This window comes from Bacillus sp. AFS055030 (assembly GCF_002574545.1).
Taxonomy (GTDB): Bacteria; Bacillota; Bacilli; order Bacillales; family Bacillaceae_G; genus Gottfriedia.
Window position 1 is genome coordinate 20,927 of the sequence record NZ_NUGT01000077.1, and the last position, 23,636, is coordinate 44,562.

Sequence of the window (23,636 nt, forward strand, 5' to 3'; positions counted from 1 at the left end):
AAGTCAATATTATCGATTTTATCATGACCTAAAAAGAAATCCAAATGGAAAAACCTTTCTTATTTGTAAAGAAATAATTGTACTCTGATTAAAAGGTTCGGAAATACTATCCTTGAGGTAACCTACATATCGGATACTTCATTAAGTCTCAAAGGAGGTATTTTCTTGGGAATAACAGATCGTAACTTCGGACAAGAACAAGTACAAAAAGCGAAACAAGCATATGATTATGCAGTAGAGCAACTAGAGATTGGTATGAGACAAGAGCATTATAATGATATTGAATATTCACAAGCACAAGCAGGGATTGAAGAAGCACTAATTGAGCTTGAAAAAGTTGCAAACCTTGCAAATGCAGAAAATAAGGATGAATTTTATCGTTTACGCAGACAATTAACACAGCTACAACATCAAATGATTATTACTCCGCACTAGAAGGAGATTAAAATATGCAAGAATACGTTAAAGAATATGCGATCCTTGGGAGGAAACCAAAAATGGTTAAAAAGAAATCAAAAAGTAATAACCCTGAACAAAAAACAAAAAATAAAACCATAACAGAATTCTCAGGTGAACTTTCAGCAGTCGATCAAGTCAAAATGAAAAATGCTAAAAAAGGTCAACCACAAAGATCAAAGCAAGGGTAATGTAAGGAAAAAGGAAGGGGTGCCTTCCTTTTTCTTTTGGTAATTTTAGGGTAAACTTGATGGTTTTCTAATACATTCTAGATTTTTGATTTTTCTATCTCTTCTTACTTAATTCGTGCCTCTTGAAACTAGGAAGATTCTCCTCTACAATTAATGAGTTAACGAGATAAAAATAGATAAAAAGGGACAGCTTTTGAGGGGAGTACGGGATGCCAAAAAAACTATGGTTTTTGTTAATCGGTATGATTTTAAATGTAACAGGTAATTCTTTTTTATGGCCATTCAATACAGTATATATCCATACGTATTTAGGAAAGTCCTTGTCTGTTGCGGGGCTTATTTTAATGTTTAATTCATTGGCTGGTGTATTTGGTAATATGCTCGGTGGCTGGCTTTTTGATAAGTTTGGGGGATATAGATCAATCCTAACTGGCATTAGTATTACGTTTTTGTCGATTCTAGGTTTGGTTATTAATCATACTTGGACATTTTACAGTTGTTTCTTTGTCATATTAGGATTTGGTGTCGGTATTGTATTTCCATCAATGTACGCGATGGTTGGAGCGGCATGGCCAGAGGGCGGTCGTAAAGCTTTTAATGCAATTTATGTAGCGCAAAATCTTGGTGTTGCAATTGGTACGGCTTTAGGTGGAATTGTTGCAGATTTTAATATTAATTATATTTTCATTGCTAATTTGCTCTTATATATTATTTTCTTCTTAGTAGCTTTATTTGGATTTAAGGGTATAGGGGAAACTAAGCAAATAAAAGAAGCTCATATAGAAAATGTAGAAAAACAAAAATTTTCATTTACTCCTTCAATGAAGGCTCTGATGATTGTTTGTGTTGCGTATGTTTTATGCTGGTTAGTTTATGTACAATGGCAAACTACAATTGCTTCAGAAATGCAAAATCTACACATTGGCTTAAAAAAATATAGTCTCTTATGGACTATAAATGGTGCGCTAATCGTCTTAGCTCAGCCAATCGTATCAACTGCGATCCGTAAATTAGAGTTAAGTATGAGAAAGCAAATGTTGTTTGGAATTGGATTCTTTATCGCTTCGACTATTCTTGTGAGTACTGCTCATCAGTTCTCGATGTTTATGACAGGTATGATCATATTAACGATTGGAGAAATGTTCGTCTGGCCTGCAGTCCCAACTATTGCAAATATGCTTGCTCCAAAAGATCGAATCGGTATGTATCAAGGGATTGTAAATAGTGCAGCGACAGTTGGAAGAATGCTTGGACCTGTAATTGGAGGGGCACTTGTTGATACGTTTAACATGAAGGTATTATTTATGATATTAATTGTCTTTTTAGGAATTAGTATGGTTTTCTCTGTACTTTATGAGAGATTAGCAAAAAAAGTAGTAAAAGTTGAAAATCAAACATTTGCTTCTTAAAAATAGGCTAGGTATAATTGACCTTTTTCTTTGGTTATAATAAAATAGTATAAATTGAATCTAAATGATCGGCTATGATTGGGAATAGTAGTGAATATGAAGAGGTTTAGAGAGTTGACGGTTGGTGAAAGTCAATCCATTCTATTCATGAACTCGCCCATAAGCCACATTTGTGAACGGTTTTAACCAAGTAATAAATGTCGTGTTCCACGTTACGGAAACAAGTGAATGTATTTTTACATTAATTTGGGTGGTACCGCGGGAAATCCTCTCGTCCCTTTTGGGATGGGAGGATTTTTTTTATTGTAGACCGTTAGGACCACAGCCGAGCCATTTATATATGAAAAAAGGAGGCAATAAAATGAGTTTTAATCATCGTACTATTGAACAGAAATGGCAGAAGTATTGGTTAGAAAATAAAACATTTAAAACAACTGACGATACAAGCAAGCCGAAATTTTATGCACTTGATATGTTCCCTTATCCATCTGGAGCGGGATTACATGTTGGGCATCCAGAAGGGTACACAGCTACAGATATTCTTTCAAGAATGAAAAGAATGCAGGGCTATAATGTACTTCATCCAATGGGGTGGGATGCATTTGGTCTTCCAGCAGAACAATATGCATTAGATACAGGTAATGATCCAGCTGAGTTTACTGAAAAGAATATTAATACTTTCCGTAATCAAATTCAGGCACTTGGATTCTCATACGATTGGGATCGTGAAGTAAATACAACTGATCCTAATTATTACAAATGGACTCAATGGATTTTCCTAAGAATGGTTGAAAAAGGATTAGCTTATGTAGATGAAATTCCAGTAAACTGGTGCCCAGCACTTGGTACAGTTTTAGCTAATGAAGAAGTAATCGATGGTAAAAGTGAGCGTGGAGGACATCCAGTTGAGCGTCGTCCGATGAAGCAATGGATCTTAAAAATCACGGCTTATGCGGATAGATTATTAGAAGATCTAGAAGAATTAGATTGGCCTGAAAGCTTAAAAGAAATGCAACGTAACTGGATCGGCCGTTCGGAAGGTGCTGAAGTTTACTTTAATGTTGATGGATTCGATGAAAAAGTTACAGTATTTACAACGCGTCCAGATACATTATTCGGTGCAACTTATGTTGTATTAGCTCCAGAACATGCTTTAGTTAATAAAATTACAACAGCTAATCAAAAAGATGCAGTTGATGCTTATATCGATTCAGTTAAATCGAAAAGTGATTTAGAAAGAACTGATTTAGCGAAGGATAAAACAGGTGTTTTCACAGGAGCATATGCAATTAATCCTGTAAATAATGAAAAGCTTCCAATTTGGATTGCTGATTATGTTCTTGCAAGCTATGGAACTGGTGCAGTTATGGCAGTACCAGGACATGATGAGCGCGACCATGAATTTGCAGTTAAATTTAATTTACCAATCATTGAGGTTGTTGAAGGTGGAGACGTTCAAAAAGAGGCTTACGCTGGAGATGGCAAACATGTTAACTCTGATTTCTTAAACGGTTTAAATAAAGAAGAAGCACTTGAAAAAATTATCGAATGGTTAGAATCTTCAAATGCAGGTGAGAAAAAAGTTACGTATCGTCTACGTGATTGGTTATTCTCTCGCCAAAGATATTGGGGAGAGCCAATTCCAGTAATTTTCTGGGAAGATGGTACAATGACAGTTGTTCCTGATGAGGAATTACCATTAATTCTTCCGAAAACAGAAGATATTCGTCCAAGTGGTACTGGAGAGTCACCATTAGCGAATATTGATGATTGGGTTAATGTAGTTGATCCAGTAACAGGTAAAAAAGGAAGACGTGAAACAAATACAATGCCACAATGGGGCGGAAGCTGTTGGTATTACTTACGTTATATTGATCCAAATAATAACGAAGCAATCGCAGATTCTGAATTATTAAAGCATTGGTTACCAGTAGATGTTTATATTGGAGGAGCAGAGCATGCAGTTCTTCACTTACTATACGCTCGTTTCTGGCATAAATTCCTTTATGATTTAGGTGTAGTTCCTACAAAAGAGCCATTCCAAAAGCTTTTCAACCAAGGAATGATCTTAGGGGAAAATAATGAAAAAATGTCTAAGTCTAAAGGAAACGTTGTAAATCCTGATGATATCGTTAATAGCCACGGTGCTGATACATTACGTTTATATGAAATGTTCATGGGTCCATTAGATGCATCTATCGCTTGGTCAGAAAATGGATTAGATGGTTCTCGTCGATTCTTAGACCGAGTATGGCGTTTATTTGTAACTGATAATGGAGAGCTTTCAGATAAAATTGTTGAAGGCATTACTTCTAGCAGTCTTGAAAAAACATATCACCAAACGGTAAAGAAAGTAACAGAGGACTTTGAAGGTTTACGTTTTAACACTGCAATTTCACAAATGATGGTGTTTATTAACGAAGCATATAAAGCTGACCAATTACCAAAAGAAATGGTTGAAGGTTTCGTAAAATTAATCGCACCAGTTGCACCTCATATCGGTGAAGAACTTTGGAGTAAACTTGGGGCTAGTGATTCAATTGCATATGCTACATGGCCAGCATACGATGAAGCTAAACTTGTAGAAGACGAAATTGAAATTGTAGTACAAATTAATGGTAAAGTAAAAGCAAAATTACGTGTTGCAAAAGATGCTTCTCGTGAGCAAATGGAGCAAATTGCATTATCAGACGACGCAGTTAAGGAACAAGTTGAAGGCAAAACTGTTCGAAAAATCATTGCTGTACCAGGTAAATTAGTCAATATCGTTGCGAACTAAATAGATCATTCGAAAAAACCTCTTTTGAGGTTTTTTCTTTGTTTATTTTTTTTTTCTAATGCTCTCTTTATAAATAAGTCAATTTAAAGATTTAGCATACTAACACGTTGACTTTTTAGAAAAACTATAGTTGGCCAGGTAATGGTGTCCACTTCGCCTTAAAGAATTTTAAAAATAAAACTATTTATGTTTAGCAAATATATCCGATCAAACTTACTTTTTGCATAGAAAATAATTAGTTGTTAAGATGTTGCTATAAAGAAAGGATGAGCATTGATGAATACGATTTCTGCAAATGAAGTGAAAGAGCGTTTAGAAACAGGAGAAACGCTATTTTTAGTAGATGTACGAGAGGATTATGAGGTTGAGTATGGGAAAATTCCAGAAGCAGTTCATATTCCAATGGGACAAATTCCTAGCAAGTTAGATGTTTTTAATAAAGAATTTGAATACATTTTTATTTGTAAGGCAGGCGTTCGTAGTGAGAATGTTTGTGAATATTTAAATGAGCTAGGCTATAAGGCGATTAATATGGAAGGCGGTATGATGGCCTGGGAAGGCGAGATCGAATAAAAAATAAGTCTTTATCAATAGTTTGATTAACTACTGAAATCCAACGTTTATGTTGGATTTTTTTATATAGATTAAATTAGGCTAATGTTTTTTAGTATAAGGTATATTAACGATGGAGTTGTGACATATATTAAAGTAGAACCTCATATATTTTTTCATTGAGGTCTTTGCTTGTTAGAAAGGAGGGGGTTGATTTGCCTAAAACATTGAAAATTGATATTACGGATAAAATAATTGGTAAATTTAAAGATGGGCATATGGAGTTGTATTCTTCAAAGTATTTAATTGGAAAGTTTTACTTTAAAGATTTAAAACAATCTTTCCAATTGGCAGATGGGTATGTTGAAGAGGATGGACGATTCTATTTATTAGTGAACTTGCAACACGAACAATCGAACGCTCGCCTTTGACCTTAAATTAGGGACGGTGGATTTGTGCCAAAGAAAAATATAATAATTGAAAAGCATAAGGAAAAACTAGAAAATCAGTTTGATTGTTTTACGAGTAAAACGATGGCAATAACCTTGGGTACTAAATGTTTAGCTTTTCTTAAGTTTTACATGAATCAATTCTTATGCTTTTCGATCAGTAAAGATTATAGGACCTAGCGAAAAAATGTATTCGTTTAGGTCCTTTGTTTATTTGTTAAAAATTTGTTTGAGCGTATTCCGCAGCTGATGCACCTGCTAATCTACCAGTTACTAAAGCAGCGGTTATGTTATAGCCACCAGTGTAACCATGAATATCTAATATTTCTCCACAAAAATAAAGCCCATTCATGATTTTAGATGACATTTCTTTTGGATGAACTTCCTTAGTAGAGACGCCACCACCTGTTACGAATGCTTTTTCGATCGAAAGAGTTCCGTTTACTACAAATGAAAAACCTTTAAATAATTGGACAAGCTCTCTTAACTTCATAGTAGCAATTTCATTACAAGGTGTTGCCTCATCAATCCCACATTTTGAAAGTAAAAATAGTAAATATCTTTCAGGTACATAACCTTTAAGAACATTCTTAATCGCTTTTTTTGGTTCTTCTTTTAGAATACTGTGTATGTCTTGAAATAGTGATTCCTCGTTTTGGTCTGGGAAACAATCAATCGCCATCGTTACATTTTTTGTTTTAAACTTTTGTTGTACTTTATATACAAATTGGCTACAGCGTAGTGCGGCTGGGCCCGAAATTCCAAAATGAGTAAAGAGCATGTCCATTTTATGGGCTATCACTTTTTTGCCTTTTGGATTTAATACGCTTAATTCTATGTCTCTTAAAGCAAGGCCTTGCAATGATTTATTTTGAATGAAATCTTCACTTGAAGTAATAGGTACTTCTGTAGGAAAGAGTTCCGTAATTGTATGACCAGCTTTTTTTGCCCACGCATATCCATCACCAGTCGAACCTGTGTGTGGAACAGATTTACCGCCTACCGCTAGGACAACGCTTTTTGAGTGAATGACAGTTCGATCATCCAATATGATTCCTACTACTTTACCATCTTCATAGAGTACGTCTTTAACAGCTCTATTGGTCTGAATATCTACATGATGTTTTTTTAGTTTTTGCATTAATGCATTTAATACTGATTTAGAGTCATTTGATACAGGAAACATCCTCCCGTGATCTTCTTCTTTTAACGCAACTCCCATGTTTTCAAAAAACTGTATGATATCTTCGTTATTATATATTGAGAATGCGCTATATAAAAAACGGCCATTTCCAGGTATATGTTTAATCACTTCCTCTATAGGTAAGCGATTTGTCACGTTACAACGACCACCGCCTGATATAAGAAGTTTTTGTCCTAATTTAGTTCCTTTTTCAAGTAAAAGTACTTTAGCTTTGTTTTCAGCAGCGCTAATTGCAGCCATCAGACCGGAAGTTCCGCCACCAATTACAATCACGTCATAAACCATTATTTCACTACTTTCGTTACAAATTTCTTTTAGTCAGTTTACCATTATTTCAAGTAAGCTCCAACTTCTTATCATTTTTTAATTTTTTCTTTTTATATGATATGGTAAGATAGATTAGTTAGTTTGATCGAAATGGTAGGAGGCAGTTTATGTCAGATTCAAAGTTGCTACGGGGTACCTTCATATTAACTGCTGGTACGTTTTTAATAAAATTTCTAGGAATGATTTATACATTTCCTTTTTATGCATTAGTTGGTTCACAAGGGTCTGCATTATATAATTATGGCTACGTTCCATATACTTTGTTCATCAGTATAGCTACTGCAGGTGTACCGTTAGCTGTAGCAAAGTTCGTTTCGAAGTATAATGCGATTGAAGAATATGAAACAAGTAGAAGGCTTTTTCATGCAAGTCAATTACTCTTAATATGTACAGGTATTTTTTCGTTTTTAACGTTATACATGATTGCACCTTATATTGCACCCCTTATGATTCCAAAGGATGCAAAAGGTAATAGTGTAGAAGATGTTGTTACTGTTATGCGAATAGTAAGTACTGCATTAATATTAGTACCTTCTCAAAGTTTATATAGAGGTTTTTTCCAGGGGCATCAATCAACTGGCCCAACAACTGTTTCTCAGCTAATTGAACAAATTGTTCGTATCGTATTTACATTAGTTGGTAGTTATATCATTTTAAAAGTGCTAGGTGGAACGATTACTCAAGCAGTCGGATTATCGACATTTGCAGCAACAATTGGTGCTGTAGGTGGTATCTTAAATTTACTATGGTATTGGAAAAAGCGAAAAGTTCATTTAGATGAACTTCTTCCAAAATCAAAAGGATTAATACATCCTTCTAAAAGAGAAATGTTTAAAGAGTTATTTTCTTATTCAATTCCATATGTTTTTGTTGGACTTGCAATCCCGTTATATCAGTTAGTGGATCAGTTTACATACAATAGAGCAATGGAATCAATTGGATTAAAAGATATTGCAGAGAATACTTATGTAATGTTTTCATACACAAGTCACAAACTAGTAATGATTCCAGTTTCATTAGCAACGGCATTTGGTTTAACGCTTGTTCCTGCTATAACTGAAGCATTCGTAAATAACAATCATAAAAAACTACAAAGTCAAATTACTCAAACCTATCAGGTGGTATTCTTCTTAACTCTACCTGCTGTAGTAGGAATATCTGTTTTGGCTGAACCAATTTATAGTGCTTTTTATCAAGAAAGTACTCTAGGTGGAAGAATACTAGGCTTTTATGCTCCAGTAGCTTTATTGTATTCACTTTTCACAGTAAATGTAGCCATTTTACAAGGTTTAGATAAGCAAAAATATGCGATTATCGGATTAATAGGCGGAGTAATTTTAAAAATTGTATTAAATGTTCCATTAATTTATTTATTTAAAACATATGGTGCGGTATTAGCAACTGCATTAGGCTATTTATTTTCAATCGTATATAATTTCTATTATATTCGTAAAAATGCCCAGTTCTCTTTCAATAAAGTGTTTAGAAGGATCATCTTTATGATTATCTTAGCTGTGGTAATGGCCGGAGCGGTTTATGCTGTAGAATACTTATTAGGATTCTTTTGGACTTATAAAGATGGCCGACTGATTTCAATGCTGCTTGTCATCATTGGAGCAATTGTGGGGGCTATTGTTTATTTAGGAGTTGCATATAAATTAAACTTAATTGAAGTTATTTTAGGAGCTCGTTTAAAGAATCGTTTTAAGTTTGGAAAAAGAGGATAAAAATATAGGGTGAACCTTCTTTTGTAGTGGTTCACCTTTTTTTACATACAATGAATGTGAAGAAGCGACGTAGTAGACATTTAAATAAATGCTACAAAGCTCGCTAAATGGCGAGTTTTCTTAAACTTATTTAGAAAGAAAAGGTGTAAATTAATGAGAATTGATAAAATTTTGTCCAATATGGGATATGGCAGTAGGAAAGAAGTAAAGTCTCTTCTAAAACAAGGTATTGTAAAAGTTGGAGATAATATTGTAAAAAGCCCAAAAGAACATGTTGATATAAATCAGCAAGTTGTAACGGTAAATGGTGAAGTAGTGGAGTATAAAGAGTTTGTTTATTTAATGATGAACAAACCACCAGGTGTTATCTCTGCTACAGAAGATTCTGAGCATGAAACTGTCATCGGATTATTAGAATATGAAGATATCATTTTCGAGCCGTTTCCAGTTGGACGTTTAGATAAAGATACTGAAGGATTGTTATTAATTACGAATGATGGTCATTTAGCTCATCAATTACTTTCTCCTAAAAAACATGTACCAAAGAAATATTATGCACAAATTGATGGAGAAGTAACTGAAGCTGACATTAAAGCATTTGAAAAGGGCGTAACATTAGAGGATGGTTATTTAACGAAACCTGGGTATTTAACGATTCTTAATTCAGGAGAAAAATCTGAGATTGAATTAGTTATTATGGAAGGTAAATTCCATCAAGTTAAAAGAATGTTTGAAGCAGTAGGAAAGAAAGTTACTTACTTAAAAAGACTAGAGATGGGTCCTTTAAAGTTAGATGAAGATTTAGAGTTAGGAGAATACCGTGAACTAACTGATGAAGAGATTGACCTATTAAAGTCGGTTAACGAAGAGAAATAACGCTAGTATATACTTAACTGAGAGCCAAAAGAAAAACAAAAACCCTTGATTAGACGTCAGACATGACAACCATAGGTTTTTGTTTTCTTTTTTTACGAAGAAGCTTTTACTTTTTTCCCTGTTACGGCCCATTTTCCCCTACTTGGACTATAAACTAGATTATTAAACTCTAAAATGTTTAAATCTCGTTGGATTGTTCTAGGTGTAATACCAAACTCCTCCACTAGGTCTTTTGTAGAAACGGTGCCATTTTCACTAATATACATGTAAATGGCTTTAATTCGAGTCAGCATTCGAGAAGTTCCAGAATTCAAAAAACCACTCCTTTACCTACCGCATTGTTTCATAACAGGTTAGTTAAGTATTTTACTAGTTAAGCTTATATTTTCATTTTACTCTTTTTCAGTAGTTTCATAACGAAATTTATGAAAATAATACAAAAAATTAATGAAAATTTGCGCAAACGTAATCATTTTGCAAGTTTAAGGTAATATATTCTACAAAGAGTGTCATATTCCTTCTTTTTTCGTTCCATTTATTAATAAATTATGTTTAAATTTTAAAAGATGATAAACTATTTATATTAAAGGAGGTATTTCAATGACACAAATTAATTGGATGGAAGAAGTTTTAAAACGTAAAGACGATTATTTAAAGCAAACGATTGAACTGCTTAATATTGAAAGCGTTTATGATGAAACGACAATTACAAAAGAAGCACCTATGGGCAAAGGGATTAATGAAGCACTTACATACATGTTAAATTTAGGTGAAAAAGACGGTTTTATTCCAAAAAATGTTGATGGATATGCTGGCCACTTAGAAATGGGAAGCGGTGAAGAACTAGTAGGAATTCTTTGTCACTTAGATGTTGTTCCTGCTGGTGATGGCTGGTCTCATGATCCATTTGATGCAATTATTAAAGATGGAAATATTTATGCACGAGGCGCAATTGATGATAAGGGCCCTACAATGGCTGCTTATTATGCAATGAAGATTGTCAAAGAATTAGGATTGCCTATTAATAAACGTGTACGTATGATTCTTGGAACAGATGAAGAAAGCCAATGGCGTTGTGTTGATCACTACTTTGAAAAAGAAGAAATGCCAACAATGGGCTTTGCACCTGATGCAGATTTCCCGATTATTTATGCTGAAAAGGGAATATTAGATATTAATTTCAAACAAGTACAGCTAAATGAAGATAAAGAGAGTACATATAAATTAGTATCATTCTCTTCAGGTAGGAGAGTAAATATGGTACCTGATTATGCAAAAGCTATCGTTTCAGGACCTAATTTTGATCATGAAGCATTTACAAAACATATTAGTGAACTAGGCTGTAAAGCTCAAGTTTCAAGCGAAAATGGACATCAAGTTCTAGAAGTAGAAGGCGTTTCAGTACATGGAATGGAACCTGATAAAGGTAAGAATGCAGGTATTGCATTAGCAAGCTTCTTAAATCAATTTGAATTTAATGTTAATGCTGATCGATTCTTAACATTTATCGTTGATAACTTCAAAGGTGACTCTCGTGGTAAAAACATGGGTGTTGCATTTAATGATGATATTACTGGAGACTTAACAATTAATTTAGGAATTATGCAATACGAAGAAAATAAAGGTGGTTCATTTGGTTTAACTTTACGTTATCCAGTGACAACTGATATTGACTTTGTTATTTCAACGCTTACTGAACGTGGACGTAAATATAGCTTTGAATATAATGAAATCAAAAATTCGAAGCCTCACCATGTTCCAAAAGATCATCCATTAATTCAAACTTTACAAAAAGTATATGAAGAACAAACGGGTGAGGAAGCAACATTATTAACAATCGGTGGTGGCACATACGCACGTTCATTAAGTGCAGGTGTAGCTTTTGGACCATTATTCTTAGGAAAACCAGAAGTAGCTCACCAAAAAGACGAATATGCTGAAATTGATGATTTATTAAAAGCAATTGCAATTTATGCACAATCTATTGCCGAATTAGTTAAGTAATCAACGTTTTAGACTGATTAAACGACTCGATTTTTTAAAGAATAACGAAAAGCGAGCGTTTATCGTTAAGTAAGGGGAGAAATTTTCCTCCCCTTTTTTATGTAATTTTTAGGAGTTGAGAATAAGTTTGAACACATTACAAGCACATAAAAATAGCATCTTACTTATTTTTAAGGGCTATTATTTTTGTTTATTTTTTGCAATAGGATCGCTAGGACCATTACTTTCTTCGTACTTTAAAAATGTGTTGGATTTATCTACTTCACAAATTGGAATATTAATGTCTCTAACACCAATCGTTGCTATTTTTTCACAGCCATTATGGGGTATGGTTAGTGACATGACGCTTAATCCTAAAAAAATGTTGCTTATAGCGCAAATCTCCACAATCGTAATTGCACTTTTCTATTCCACAATCACTTCGTATGGCATGCTTTTATTTGTTGTCATCATATTATCAATGACACAAAGTGCTTTAATTCCTCTTTCAGATAGTATTGCACTGAATTATGTCCAAAAAATTGGTGGGAATTACGGAGCTATTCGATTATATGGCTCAATTGGTTTTGCATTTGCTGTATTAGTTTCGGGAAGATTAGCTGAAGTTTTCGGTTTAGTCATTATATTTTTCGTATTTGCATTTTGTATTTTAGTCGGTTTAGGTATTTCAATCTTTATTCCTAATGCTATGACAATTAGTAAAAGGGAGCCAATCTTAAAAGGAGTTCCGATTTTGCTATCTAATAAAAGATTTTTATTATTTTTAATTTGTGCCTTTTTAGTTTTTGGACCAATTAGTGCAAATAATACTTACTTCGGTTTATATATTCAATCATTAGGTGGAACATTAACAGGTGTTGGTATTGCATTCTTAATTTCTGCAGGTAGTGAAGCACCATTTTTGCAAGTAGCTAAGCGATTAATTAATCGTTTTGGGATCTATAATATATTAATGATAACCGCCTTAGTATCGGCATTAAGATGGTATTTTTATTTTACAAATCCTCCGATTTCAATTCTTTTTTTATCCTGTCTTACACAAGGACTATCGGTTGGATTATTTATTCCTGCAGCTCTTCAATTTGTAAGAGATCAAGCACCGGATTCATTAAAAGCAACGGCTGTAACCATGTATTCTGGTTTAGGCTTAGGGATGGGAGAATGGTTCTGTACTTTTATAAGTGGATTTATATCAGAGGCATTTTCAATTAAAGCAATTTATATTTTATTTGGTTCTCTTAGTATAGTTGCAGTTGGAATCATGCAATACTTAAAAAAGGATTCTAACATAAAAGATAAAAAGGAGATTGCATAAATTGAGTGAACATTATTTTCTTGCTGTTCCTTTGCCAATACAAATAAAAGAAATTTTGGATGATTATTCGAAAAGATGGTTTACAAAGTTACCTTTAAAGAAATGGACTTTTAAAGATGATTTTCATATTACTTTAGCATTTTTAGGTCCAGTTACATATACAAAAAGTGAAGAGCTTATGGATCAAATACAAAAAGAACTTAACGATTTTAAAAGTTTCGATTTGTCGATTCATCAGTTGGGTATCTTTGGTAGTAACTTACAGCCTCGTGTATGGTGGTTTGGTTTAGAGAATAGTGTTGAATTAATGGAGTTACAAAATAGAATTCGTAAGATCTGTGAAGAAATCGGTTTTTCGATTGATAAACGTCCATATAATCCGCATATTACAATTGCAAAGAAATATAATGATAAGTTCGATAAAGAATTTGAAATCCCACTTAGTTGGGAAGGCGAACCTTTAAAGTTTAAAGTGGATGAAGTAGTTTTATATAAGATTGAGCCATCTGAAAAACCAAGTTACCATATAGCAAATTCAATAAAATTAAAATAAATAGTAGTTGATATCTTGAACAACTTGATGAATTAATAGAAATATTTTAAAAGATTAACGAATACTTTCTAAAGCGGAATATGAATTGACATTCAAATTAAGTGGGTAGCATGAATCCAATTGGTCTCATTGTGAATATACTAATCATATCGATTTAATAAATAACTCTGAAAGTTTTAAATTTATAGTCTGGACGGTGAATAGCGTTGTTTCATATTAAAAGGGCTTTTGAAGCTTATATAGATGGATTTCAAGAAATAACAATGATTATTCCCAAATCGAACAAACATACAGTGCAGTCATATTTTGAACTAATTGAAGAGGATGGAGGGAGAACTAAGCTTCCTGTCGTATCTAGAATCGAGTTTGATCGATTTTTTAAATATACTGTTTTGACTTCTGAAGTCCTTTTGTTAGAAAAAAAATATGAGATTGAAGATGAATTTGGAATTCGCACAGATTTACAAGTAGGTGGAGTTATTCGTTCAAAGGACTTTGATGAAAAATATGCTTATGATGGAGAGGATTTAGGTGCAGTTTACACAAGTGAATCTACACAATTTAAATTATGGGCACCTACTGCTTCGAAGGTTAAATTAAGAATTTATAAAGAATACGGTGAAGTAGAAAAGTTTACGGAAATATCTATGGATCGAGATGGAAAAGGGACATGGAAAGCAGTAATCGAGCGTGATTGTGAAGGTTTAGTTTATAATTTTTTAGTGTGTGTGAATCTGATTTGGCGAGAAGCTGTCGATCCTTATGCAAAAGCAGTTACTGTAAATGGTAAACATAGTGTAGTAATTGATTTATCGAAGAGTAGCAAAGTTAGTAAAGTAAATAGCGATCCTCCAAGTAAGTATACTGATTGTATAATTTACGAAGCTAGTATTCGAGATTTTACTTCTCATCCTTTAAGTGGGATTCAAAAAAAGGGTTCTTATCAAGGATTTCATGAAAAAGATACGAGTTACAATGGTTTTTCAACAGGTTTAGATTATCTATGCAATCTAGGCGTTACACATATTGAATTATTACCATTTTTTGATTTTGAAGGAATAGATGAAAATAATCCTTTCCAAAGCTATAATTGGGGCTACAATCCATTGAATTTCAATGCACCAGAAGGTAGTTATAGTTTAAAACCGGATGAACCAATCGAAAGAATAAATGAATTAAAGAAACTTATTTCAGTTTATCATGAACATGGTCTACGGATTATTATGGATGTTGTTTACAATCATGTTTATGAATTACAAACTAGCCAATTTGAAAAAATTGTTCCAGGATATTATTTTAGGCAAGATGAACGTGGTTTACCATCAAATGGTACGGGTGTAGGGAATGATTTTGCATCTGAAAGATTGATGGCTAGACGTTTTATACTGCAATCCATAAAATATTGGACGAAAGAATATGACATTGATGGGTTTAGGTTTGATTTAATGGGAATTTTGGATACGGATACAATGAATGAAATTGTAACTGAACTGAAAATGTTAAAACCAGAAATAATCATTTTTGGAGAGGGTTGGGATTTAAATACATCATTAAGTCCATCTTCTCGAAAAGCAACAATAAACCAAAGTCACCAACTACCAATGGTCGGGTTTTTTAATGATAAATTTCGTGATGGAATAAAAGGAAGTACGTTTTCATTTCAAGAAATAGGGTTTATACAAGGTAATAATATTCATAATGATTACTTGTCCGATTTGCTATTAGGAAGTGTAGGGATTAATAAACAAGTAAATTTATTTAAAGAACCATATCAATCAATCAATTATGTTGAATCACATGATAATCACACTATGTGGGATCGATTAAAGCTTTCCAATCAAAAAGAGAATGAGGAAATACTAAAGAAAAGGCATTTACTTGCAACTAGTATTGTATTATTTTCGTTTGGTGTACCGTTTCTTCATAGTGGCCAGGAGTTTTTTCGAACAAAAAATGGAATCGAAAACAGCTATAATTCAGGCGATACGATAAATAGTATTGATTGGGCAAGGGCAGAACGTGAAGCGTTATCAGTTAAAACTGTGAAAGAATTTATCAAAATTCGAAAGCGCTTTAAAAGTCTCCGTTTCTCTTTAAAAGAAGAAATAGAAAAGTATGTAACGACAGTCAATATTCACCGAAATCTAATCGGGTACCGAATAAGCAACTTAGAAGAAATAGACCAAGTTAGAGAAATCATGGTGTTATTTCATAATGGTCTTACTGATATTCATGTTGATATAGGAAATGAAGAAGACAATTGGGAATTTATATGGGATGGTCATAATCATTATGTTAATAAAGGGATAAAAGTGAAATGTAATAAATTACCAATACCTACCCTTTCGACTGTTGTATTAGTAAAATACTAGCAACTACTTGCAGATTCTAATTAAACGATGTAAACTTGTAAAAGATGGCTTATTACAGCTGATTGTAATAGGCTATCTTTCTTTTTGTAATAAAATAATATTAATTACAAACATATATAACAACAAGGAACGGAAGAACAATGGATAATCATATACAAGAAATACTCGGAAAAGAATGGACAATCTCGCCAGCCGGTGGATTTACTGGTGAAGCGTATATAGCTGAAAATCATGATAAGAGATTATTTCTAAAACGAAATTCTTCTCCTTTTTTAGCAGTTTTATCAGCAGCTGGCTTTGTTCCAAAATTAGTTTGGACTAGAAGACTAGAAAATGGTGATGTACTTACTGCTCAAGAGTGGGTGATTGCACGTAGTTTAGAACCTTATGAGCTTTCAGCGAAAGGGGTTGCACAATTTTTATATCGTATCCATTCTTCCAAAGAATTGTTATATATGTTAACGAAGCTAGGAATTAATCCTCTAGAACCTCAGGATTTGCTGCAAACAATAGTAGGTAATCTTACTGAGGAGTTTACACAAAGCAAGATTATTGTAAAAGGTATCGAATATTTAGAGGAAAATATGCCATCTTTTGATTCAGAGGATTTAGTCGTTTGTCATAGTGATTTAAATCATCATAATTGGTTACTAACCGAGACGAATAATTTATATTTAATCGATTGGGATGAGGCAATTATTGCTGATAAAGCTTTTGATTTGGGCATGTTTTTATTCACTTATGTAGAGCAGAACGATTGGGAAAAATGGCTTCGAAATTATGGAATAAAATTAACTGAAGACCTCTTAAATCGAATGACTTGGTATGTAGTCGCTCAAACAATCATTTGGATTAAATGGTATACTCTTCGTGAAAATGAAAAGCAGACCCAAAAAATGAAGAGCCTGCTTGAGAATATATTAAATTAAATAAAAATTTCCTCGGAAATTGTCATATACATTAAGAATACGTATTAAAATCAGTCACCCATTGAGAGAGTTGATTTTGGTGGTTTGTAATGTGCTGATCTAAATCAGCAGAATACTTTCCAGACTGACTATAGTAATAAACGTCATTTAACATGCTTTTTACATCATCTGTTATTTGGTCGTTCGTTAATAAGGATTGAACAAGTCTTTCTAATTGCTCACATTCTGAGATAGTTCCACAACAGTCAGATTGATGATTCATTAAAATATCACGTAAAATTGTTAATTGATGTTCATGGTTTAAAGGCATAAATTCACATCCTTTTTTTATTGAGTACACTTGAAATAGTTTGTGTTACAATGAATGATTTTATACTATACATGAATAACCGAGTGCCAAAGTGCTTGGTTTTTTCTTTGAAAAAATATAAATTGCAAAATCGAGAGGGAGTAAAATCTTATGAGATTAAGACATAAGCCAGGTGCGGCAGATCAAGTTAAACAAAATGCTCATTATGTAATTCCAAATCCGACTGAACAAAAAGGAAAATGGAAAGAAGTTTTCCAAAATGATCAACCAATTCATATCGAGGTTGGTACTGGTAGAGGTCGTTTTATGGTCGGTATGGCTAAAGCCAATCCTCATATTAATTATATTGGTATTGAGAAATATACAAGTGTCATTTCTGATGCATTAGATAAATTAATTGAAGCTGATGTACCGAACTTAAAGCTGTTAAATGTAGATGCTCAAAAATTAACAGATTTCTTTGAGGACGGAGAAATAGATCGAGTTTATTTAAACTTTTCTGATCCATGGCCAAAAGCTCGTCATGAAAAACGTCGATTAACATATAAAACATTTTTAGAAATGTATCAACAAATCATGAAAAATGATGGGGAAATTCATTTTAAAACAGATAATCAAGATTTATTCGAGTTTTCAATTATGAGTATGGCGAACTACGGAATGACAATGCATTTTCTAAGCTTAGACCTTCATAATAGTGATTTTGAAGGAAATATTATGACTGAATACGAAGAAAAGTTTTCTTCAAAAGGTAACCGTATTTACCGAGTTGAAGCTGCTTATAGAAACTAAACCTAATTTAAAAGACTATCGTGATCGATTGATCATGATGGTCTTTTTTTATTTTTTTACATACAATAAAAATTATTTTTAAGTAAGTAGAAATCCTTTCTTTCTCGCTGCAGACCTTAAAATATTCAGTAAATTCGTAAAAGTGGTATAATATTTAAGGCAACTAAATAAGAAGGAGGATAAGTATGGAACAGTTAAAAATTGGAACCTGTACAATTCAGTGGCTTACTGGTGGAAATACCCATTTAGATGGTGGAGCAATGTTTGGAGTTGTTCCAAAAGCACTTTGGTCAAAAAAATATATAGTTAATGAGAAAAACCAAATTCCATTACGTACTGATCCGGTATTTATTCAAACAAATGGTTTAAACATACTAATCGATAGTGGAATTGGTGTTAACAAACTAAATGAGAAGCAAAAAAGAAATTTCGGCGTTACTGAGGATTCAATGGTAGAAGAATCATTAGCGAAGCACGGATTAAAACTAGACGATATTGATTATGTCATTATGACACATTTGCATTTTGATCATGCAAGCGGATTAACGAGATTTGAAAATGAAGGATTCAAACCTGTATTTGCTAATGCAAAAATTATTACTTCTCAAATTGAATGGGATGAGATGAGAAATCCAAATATTCGTTCAAGCAATACATACTGGAAAGAAAATTGGGAAGCAATTCAGCACCAAGTAATTACGTTTGAAAAAGAATATTCACTAACAGATGAAATAACGATTATTCACACTGGTGGACATAGTGAAGGTCACAGTATTATAAAAATTGAAACTGAAGATGAGCAATTACTGCATATGGGGGATTTAATGCCTACACATGCACATAGGTCACCATTATGGGTTATGGCATATGATGATTACCCAATGACATCTATTTACGCAAAAGAAAAATGGGTTAATTTAGGGATGCAAAAAAAATCTTGGTTTACGTTCTATCATGACGATGTATTTAGAGCAATAAAATGGAGCGCTGAAGGACAAGTATTACAGTCGATCGAACGCTCCAAATAATTTGATGATTGTCGTTAAACAATTTGAGCAGAAATTAGCTCGCCATTTACAGCATTAATGATGAATGAATAGTTTGTAGTATCATTATCTGATTCTACTACTGTAAAACCACCTTCATATACATCACCTTCATAATCAGGTAAATCTGCCCACTTCGGTTCTGAGTGAATCCAAGTTCCAGTTACATTACCATATGAAAGAAATACTGGTTTAATTGCTTTTAATGCTTTTTCTGCTGGAATATACTGTGAAGATAATTTTTTTTGTAAATATAGTCCACCAGCAACACCTAAACCTAAGCCAATTAAGACGCGTTTAAGTTTCAATTGTACCACCTCTATTTATGTATTATGTGCTTTTAAAAATATTCTACTACTTATCTTAGTCAAACCGGGGCAACATTTCAATGATTAGCATTGGTATTATATGTTATTTTTAGATAAAATAAAAAAAGAAGATATGATTTGTACAGAGAGGAACTTTAATTATGAATCAAGACACTCTACAGCTTTTTAAATTTTTAACAGAATTACAAGGTGCACCAGGATTTGAGCATGAAGTGCGTCACTTCATGAGAAAAGAACTTGAAAAATATACGAATGAAATTGTACAAGATCGTTTAGGAAGTATTTTTGGAGTTAAACGTGGAACTGAAGATGGACCTACTGTTATGGTGGCAGGTCATATGGATGAAGTTGGTTTCATGGTTACTCAAATTACAGACAATGGGATGTTAAGATTTCAACCACTAGGTGGCTGGTGGAGCCAAGTATTGCTTGCTCAAAGAGTTCAAGTAATGACAGATCAAGGACCAGTTATTGGAGTTATCGGTTCAATTCCACCACATTTATTAAGTGATGAGTTAAGAGCTAGACCAATGGATATGAAAAATATGCTAATCGATATCGGTGCAGATAACAAAGAAGATGCACTAAAAATTGGCGTTCGTCCAGGTCAACAAATTGTACCGGTATGTCCGTTCACTCCTATGGCTAATGAGAAAAAAATCATGGCAAAAGCCTGGGATAACCGTTACGGTTGTGGACTTGCGATTGAATTATTAAAAGAAGTTCAAAACGAGACATTACCAAATATTTTATATTCTGGTGCTACTGTTCAAGAAGAAGTTGGACTAAGAGGGGCACAAACAGCAGCAAATATGATTAAACCAGATATCTTTTATGCATTAGATGCAAGCCCAGCAAATGATATGTCAGGAGCAAAATCTGAGTTCGGTCAATTAGGTAAAGGTGTCTTATTACGAATTTTAGACCGTACGATGGTTACTCATAAAGGAATCCGTGAATTTATTCTAGATACTGCAGAAACGAATAAAATTCCTTACCAATATTTTGTGTCACAAGGTGGAACAGATGCTGGACGAGTACATGTTTCAAATGATGGCGTACCATCTGCTGTAATTGGTATTTGTTCTCGTTATATTCACACTGCCGCATCGATTATTCATGTTGATGATTATTTAGCTGCAAAAGAATTACTTGTTAAGTTGGTTAAAGCGACTGATAAAACGACTGTTGATACATTACGTAATTATTAAGTTAGGGAGCCCTCTAAAAAGGGCTTCTTTTTACGTTTGAGTCATAAAGGATTCGTGAAAAATAGTAATAGATTCAAAATGAACGGAGTAGTTGTAATGAAAATAACAATTGGTTCTTTAAATCCAACTAAGGTAGGAGCGGTGGAAAATGTATTTAAACATTTTTCGATTTTAGGGTTAAATGTTCCCTCAAATGTTTCGAATCAACCTTTGACTGATCAAGAAACTATGCAAGGTGCTATAAATAGAGCTCATAATGCAAGGATCGCAGGTGACTCGGAAATTGGCATTGGATTAGAAGGTGGGGTCATTATAGAAAATGATCGACTTTTTCTTTGTAACTGGGGAGCACTTGTATATGAAGATGAAGTAATATTAGCCAGTGGAGCAAAAATATTATTACCTAGCGAATTTATTAATGAGCTGCGAAATGGAACTGAGCTAGCTGTATTAATGGAACGATATACAAATGAAAAAGATATCCGTAGTAAAGAAGGGGCAGTAGGGGTATTTACAAATGGCCGAATTACTAGGACAGAAATCTTTGAACATATTTGTGAATTACTATTTGGACAATATGAATTCAAGAAACGAAAAGAAGAAATCAATTGAGAGCCGTCCTTTTTGCATATCGATAAAAATAAGATAAAATAAAAGAAAACGAATTAAGTGAGGGAAAAGAATGGAAAAAATTACATCAGTTGAACAATTCGAACAAGCGAAACAAGGAGAAAAAGTGGTTTTCCAATTTTCTGCAAATTGGTGTCCGGATTGCAGATTTTTAGATATGTTCTTCCAAGAAATAATTGATGAAAATAAAGATTTTACGTTTTATTATGTAGATCGTGACCAATTTATTGAGTTATGCCAAAATCTAGATATCTTTGGAATACCAAGTTTTGTAGCGTTTAATAATGGTGAAGAAATTGGTCGTTATGTTAATAAAGATCGTAAAACAAAAGAACAAGTAGAAGAGTTTCTTGAAGGATTAAGAGGCTAATAAGGTAGGTAAAACAATTGGCTAAAAAAACAACACTAGACTTAAAAAAAATGATCGAAAACCGCCTTGGAAATGAGGAATGGCGCTTTATCTACGATCGCGAAAAAGAAGACCTTCGAATTGAAGGGATTGAAAGTAAAAAAGGGATGAGTGTCTCTTTAAATAGTGCAGTAGCAAAGTATGAAACAGAAGGTGAAGAGGCATTTAATGAATTAATTTATTATATAAAAGAAGCACTTTCTGCAATGCACTCTGAAACTGTATTTCTTGAAGAACAAATTCGACCTGTTATTCGTGCTACATCGTTTCCGACAGAGAAGGAAGAAGGAAACTTATTTGTAACGGATGAGCATACTGCAGAAACTAGAATTTACTATGCGATTGATTCAGAAAAAACGTATCAACTAATTGATGAAAAATTATTAGTAAAATCAGGATATACAAAAGAGCAGCTACATTCGATCGCTTTATTTAATTTAAGAAAGATGCCTGTTCAAGTAAAAGAAGATCTTGTTGCAGATAATACTTTTTATTTTGTCCGTACAAATGATGGATACGATGCGAGTAGAGTGCTAAATAGTACTTTTCTAAAAGAAATTCAATCAAAAGTAAAAGGTGAATTATTAATAGGAATTCCTCATGGAGATGTACTAATCCTTGCTGACATTCGAAATAACATAGGTTATGATATAATGGCGCAAATGAATATGAGCTTTTTTGCAAGTGGGAAAATACCAATTACATCATTGTCATTTGCTTACGAAAATGAGAAGCTAATGCCAGTATTTATTTTAGGGAAACAAAAGAAGCAAGAGAGAGGAAGAAATCAGTGAATATTTTTTATAACAAAGAAGGAATCGGCGATACTCTTTTAATTACATTAAAACAAATTCCATCAGAAGATCGTCAAGTTGAACGAAAAGGGAATATTGCACGTGTATATAGTGTAGTTACGAATGAAACGGTTGCTATTAATGTGTTTGAGGCATCTACTTATGTAGATGTTCAAGAAAATGGTGTAGTTACAATTACTGAACACATTGTAAATACGGTTAATGAACTACTTGCAAAAGAAGGATTTGAAGATAAGTTAGTATTAGATCTTTCACCTAAATTCGTTATTGGTTATGTGATTGAAAAAGAAAAACATCCAAATGCTGATAAATTAAATATTTGTAAAGTAGATGTTGGAACAGAGACATTACAAATTGTTTGTGGTGCTCCAAATGTGGAACAAGGTCAAAAGGTTGTTGTAGCAAAAGTTGGTGCGGTTATGCCATCAGGATTAGTTATTAAAGATGCTAATTTACGTGGTGTGGATTCATTCGGTATGATCTGCTCTGCACGTGAACTTGATTTACCTGATGCTCCTCAAGAAAAGGGAATCTTAGTTCTAGAAGCTGATGCTGAAGTTGGAAAAGCTTTTTTTAACTAAATAATATGTTGTATGAATACTAGGCCATTAATAGGTCTAGTATTTTTTATGTTTTTCATAAAAGAATCATTATTTTAATAATAATTTGATTAAGTTACATAATTGATATCGAAATATGAATGAACTAGCGTAATTTGTAATAATAATGTGTTTTTTGTCATTATGTCACATGGTAAAATAGAAGGTATGAAAAGAAATAGAGAGAGTGAGAAAAATGAAAAAATGGTTAAAAAGCCTTTTTAAGACGAATAGCCTTAATGAGATTGAAGATGAGTTTGAAGAAAAGCCCGTTGAGGAGAAAGTAGATCAATCACACTCTATCGAAAAAAAGAGAAACGCTTTAAATGAGCGTCCTAATTTTAGATTTCCA

Annotated in this window: 24 protein-coding genes and 1 other annotated feature; of the genes, 20 read left to right on the forward strand and 4 right to left on the reverse strand. The window is 33.2% G+C overall.

Annotation, left to right across the window (positions count from 1 at the left end; genetic code table 11):
• Positions 1–171 precede the first annotated feature (171 nt).
• From CN925_RS16140 to CN925_RS16165, 6 genes are all read left to right on the forward strand, one after another.
• Positions 172–435: a DUF2524 family protein gene (locus CN925_RS16140; protein WP_098847809.1), complete on the forward strand. Its 264-nt coding sequence runs from the start codon at positions 172–174 to the stop codon at positions 433–435.
• A gap of 62 nt (positions 436–497) precedes the next feature.
• Positions 498–647, forward strand: coding sequence for a glycogen biosynthesis protein GlgD (locus CN925_RS16145; RefSeq protein WP_098847811.1), 150 nt, complete (start codon positions 498–500; stop codon positions 645–647).
• Positions 648–856: 209 nt separating this feature from the next.
• Entirely contained in the window at positions 857–2,056 is a 1,200-nt protein-coding gene (locus CN925_RS16150) for an MDR family MFS transporter (RefSeq protein WP_098847410.1), read from the forward strand.
• A gap of 65 nt (positions 2,057–2,121) precedes the next feature.
• Positions 2,122–2,338 (forward strand) — a binding site (T-box leader).
• 79 nt (positions 2,339–2,417) lie between these two features.
• Entirely contained in the window at positions 2,418–4,835 is a 2,418-nt protein-coding gene (gene leuS / locus CN925_RS16155; protein WP_098847412.1) for a leucine--tRNA ligase, read from the forward strand.
• A 276-nt stretch (positions 4,836–5,111) separates the two neighbouring features.
• Positions 5,112–5,408 (forward strand): rhodanese-like domain-containing protein, encoded by a 297-nt coding sequence (locus CN925_RS16160; RefSeq protein ID WP_098847415.1) that lies wholly within the window; start codon positions 5,112–5,114, stop codon positions 5,406–5,408.
• 194 nt (positions 5,409–5,602) lie between these two features.
• Positions 5,603–5,818, forward strand: coding sequence for a DUF2553 family protein (locus CN925_RS16165; protein ID WP_069034724.1), 216 nt, complete (start codon positions 5,603–5,605; stop codon positions 5,816–5,818).
• 235 nt (positions 5,819–6,053) lie between these two features.
• Here the strand turns inward: CN925_RS16165 and CN925_RS16170 are convergent, their stop codons facing one another.
• The gene (locus CN925_RS16170) at positions 6,054–7,325 is read right to left on the reverse strand and encodes a BaiN/RdsA family NAD(P)/FAD-dependent oxidoreductase (protein WP_098847417.1); all 1,272 of its coding nucleotides are present in this window, start codon (positions 7,323–7,325) and stop codon (positions 6,054–6,056) included.
• A 149-nt stretch (positions 7,326–7,474) separates the two neighbouring features.
• Here CN925_RS16170 and CN925_RS16175 point away from each other — a divergent pair, with 149 nt between their 5' ends.
• Positions 7,475–9,094, forward strand: a complete 1,620-nt coding sequence (locus CN925_RS16175) for a putative polysaccharide biosynthesis protein (RefSeq protein WP_098847420.1) — start codon at positions 7,475–7,477, stop codon at positions 9,092–9,094.
• Between the two features lie 153 nt (positions 9,095–9,247).
• A complete protein-coding gene (locus CN925_RS16180; RefSeq protein WP_098847423.1) occupies positions 9,248–9,970 on the forward strand; it encodes a pseudouridine synthase in 723 nt (240 codons plus the stop codon).
• Positions 9,971–10,062: 92 nt separating this feature from the next.
• Here the strand turns inward: CN925_RS16180 and CN925_RS16185 are convergent, their stop codons facing one another.
• Positions 10,063–10,263 (reverse strand): DeoR family transcriptional regulator, encoded by a 201-nt coding sequence (locus tag CN925_RS16185; RefSeq protein ID WP_056473526.1) that lies wholly within the window; start codon positions 10,261–10,263, stop codon positions 10,063–10,065.
• Between the two features lie 307 nt (positions 10,264–10,570).
• Between CN925_RS16185 and pepV the strand changes: the two genes are divergently transcribed.
• The 5 genes from pepV (at position 10,571) to CN925_RS16210 (ending at position 17,143) form a co-directional block, all read left to right on the forward strand.
• On the forward strand, positions 10,571–11,974 hold the full coding sequence (gene pepV, locus CN925_RS16190; RefSeq protein ID WP_098847426.1) for a dipeptidase PepV: 1,404 nt from the start codon (positions 10,571–10,573) through the stop codon (positions 11,972–11,974).
• Positions 11,975–12,101: 127 nt separating this feature from the next.
• Positions 12,102–13,289 carry an MFS transporter gene (locus CN925_RS16195; protein WP_180232990.1) on the forward strand — a complete coding sequence of 396 codons (1,188 nt, stop codon included), beginning with the start codon at positions 12,102–12,104 and terminating at the stop codon, positions 13,287–13,289.
• A 1-nt stretch (position 13,290) separates the two neighbouring features.
• On the forward strand, positions 13,291–13,842 hold the full coding sequence (gene thpR, locus CN925_RS16200) for an RNA 2',3'-cyclic phosphodiesterase (protein WP_180232991.1): 552 nt from the start codon (positions 13,291–13,293) through the stop codon (positions 13,840–13,842).
• Between the two features lie 206 nt (positions 13,843–14,048).
• On the forward strand, positions 14,049–16,214 hold the full coding sequence (gene pulA / locus CN925_RS16205) for a type I pullulanase (protein ID WP_098847431.1): 2,166 nt from the start codon (positions 14,049–14,051) through the stop codon (positions 16,212–16,214).
• A gap of 140 nt (positions 16,215–16,354) precedes the next feature.
• A complete protein-coding gene (locus CN925_RS16210; RefSeq protein WP_286138422.1) occupies positions 16,355–17,143 on the forward strand; it encodes a phosphotransferase family protein in 789 nt (262 codons plus the stop codon).
• A gap of 31 nt (positions 17,144–17,174) precedes the next feature.
• On the opposite strand, the gene CN925_RS16215 is transcribed toward CN925_RS16210, so the two are convergent.
• Complete coding sequence (locus CN925_RS16215) at positions 17,175–17,453, reverse strand: YtzH-like family protein (protein WP_056473344.1); 279 nt, start codon at positions 17,451–17,453, stop codon at positions 17,175–17,177.
• Between the two features lie 150 nt (positions 17,454–17,603).
• Between CN925_RS16215 and trmB the strand changes: the two genes are divergently transcribed.
• Positions 17,604–18,245: a tRNA (guanosine(46)-N7)-methyltransferase TrmB gene (gene trmB, locus CN925_RS16220; RefSeq protein ID WP_098847432.1), complete on the forward strand. Its 642-nt coding sequence runs from the start codon at positions 17,604–17,606 to the stop codon at positions 18,243–18,245.
• A gap of 185 nt (positions 18,246–18,430) precedes the next feature.
• Entirely contained in the window at positions 18,431–19,273 is an 843-nt protein-coding gene (locus CN925_RS16225) for a YtnP family quorum-quenching lactonase (protein WP_098847435.1), read from the forward strand.
• A gap of 14 nt (positions 19,274–19,287) precedes the next feature.
• Here the strand turns inward: CN925_RS16225 and CN925_RS16230 are convergent, their stop codons facing one another.
• On the reverse strand, positions 19,288–19,599 hold the full coding sequence (locus CN925_RS16230; protein WP_098847438.1) for a PepSY domain-containing protein: 312 nt from the start codon (positions 19,597–19,599) through the stop codon (positions 19,288–19,290).
• Positions 19,600–19,760: 161 nt separating this feature from the next.
• On the opposite strand from CN925_RS16230, the gene CN925_RS16235 reads away from it, so the two are divergent.
• The 5 genes from CN925_RS16235 to ytpR all read left to right on the forward strand — a co-directional run bounded on the left by CN925_RS16235 (position 19,761) and on the right by ytpR (position 23,266).
• Entirely contained in the window at positions 19,761–20,831 is a 1,071-nt protein-coding gene (locus tag CN925_RS16235) for a M42 family metallopeptidase (RefSeq protein ID WP_098847441.1), read from the forward strand.
• A 96-nt stretch (positions 20,832–20,927) separates the two neighbouring features.
• The gene (locus tag CN925_RS16240) at positions 20,928–21,443 is read left to right on the forward strand and encodes a DUF84 family protein (RefSeq protein ID WP_098847444.1); all 516 of its coding nucleotides are present in this window, start codon (positions 20,928–20,930) and stop codon (positions 21,441–21,443) included.
• A 70-nt stretch (positions 21,444–21,513) separates the two neighbouring features.
• Positions 21,514–21,831 carry a thioredoxin family protein gene (locus tag CN925_RS16245; protein WP_098847447.1) on the forward strand — a complete coding sequence of 106 codons (318 nt, stop codon included), beginning with the start codon at positions 21,514–21,516 and terminating at the stop codon, positions 21,829–21,831.
• Between the two features lie 17 nt (positions 21,832–21,848).
• Positions 21,849–22,664, forward strand: a complete 816-nt coding sequence (locus tag CN925_RS16250) for a DUF1444 family protein (protein ID WP_286138424.1) — start codon at positions 21,849–21,851, stop codon at positions 22,662–22,664.
• Positions 22,661–23,266: a YtpR family tRNA-binding protein gene (gene ytpR, locus CN925_RS16255; RefSeq protein ID WP_098847450.1), complete on the forward strand. Its 606-nt coding sequence runs from the start codon at positions 22,661–22,663 to the stop codon at positions 23,264–23,266. Before CN925_RS16250 ends, ytpR begins: the two co-directional genes overlap by 4 nt.
• Positions 23,267–23,636: the final 370 nt, after the last annotated feature.

Excerpts from the sequence above, each read along its gene's own strand:
- CN925_RS16185 (WP_056473526.1), bottom strand. The coding sequence starts at position 10,263 with ATGCTGACTCGAATTAAAGCCATTTACATGTATATTAGTGAAAATGGC.
- CN925_RS16235 (WP_098847441.1), top strand. The coding sequence starts at position 19,761 with ATGAATCAAGACACTCTACAGCTTTTTAAATTTTTAACAGAATTACAA.
- CN925_RS16225 (WP_098847435.1), top strand. The coding sequence starts at position 18,431 with ATGGAACAGTTAAAAATTGGAACCTGTACAATTCAGTGGCTTACTGGT.
- CN925_RS16245 (WP_098847447.1), top strand. The coding sequence starts at position 21,514 with ATGGAAAAAATTACATCAGTTGAACAATTCGAACAAGCGAAACAAGGA.
- CN925_RS16160 (WP_098847415.1), top strand. The coding sequence starts at position 5,112 with ATGAATACGATTTCTGCAAATGAAGTGAAAGAGCGTTTAGAAACAGGA.
- CN925_RS16215 (WP_056473344.1), bottom strand. The coding sequence starts at position 17,453 with ATGCCTTTAAACCATGAACATCAATTAACAATTTTACGTGATATTTTA.
- CN925_RS16170 (WP_098847417.1), bottom strand. The coding sequence starts at position 7,325 with ATGGTTTATGACGTGATTGTAATTGGTGGCGGAACTTCCGGTCTGATG.
- pepV (WP_098847426.1), top strand. The coding sequence starts at position 10,571 with ATGACACAAATTAATTGGATGGAAGAAGTTTTAAAACGTAAAGACGAT.
- CN925_RS16240 (WP_098847444.1), top strand. The coding sequence starts at position 20,928 with ATGAAAATAACAATTGGTTCTTTAAATCCAACTAAGGTAGGAGCGGTG.
- CN925_RS16145 (WP_098847811.1), top strand. The coding sequence starts at position 498 with ATGGTTAAAAAGAAATCAAAAAGTAATAACCCTGAACAAAAAACAAAA.
- CN925_RS16150 (WP_098847410.1), top strand. The coding sequence starts at position 857 with ATGCCAAAAAAACTATGGTTTTTGTTAATCGGTATGATTTTAAATGTA.
- CN925_RS16180 (WP_098847423.1), top strand. The coding sequence starts at position 9,248 with ATGAGAATTGATAAAATTTTGTCCAATATGGGATATGGCAGTAGGAAA.
- CN925_RS16210 (WP_286138422.1), top strand. The coding sequence starts at position 16,355 with ATGGATAATCATATACAAGAAATACTCGGAAAAGAATGGACAATCTCG.
- CN925_RS16175 (WP_098847420.1), top strand. The coding sequence starts at position 7,475 with ATGTCAGATTCAAAGTTGCTACGGGGTACCTTCATATTAACTGCTGGT.
- leuS (WP_098847412.1), top strand. The coding sequence starts at position 2,418 with ATGAGTTTTAATCATCGTACTATTGAACAGAAATGGCAGAAGTATTGG.
- trmB (WP_098847432.1), top strand. The coding sequence starts at position 17,604 with ATGAGATTAAGACATAAGCCAGGTGCGGCAGATCAAGTTAAACAAAAT.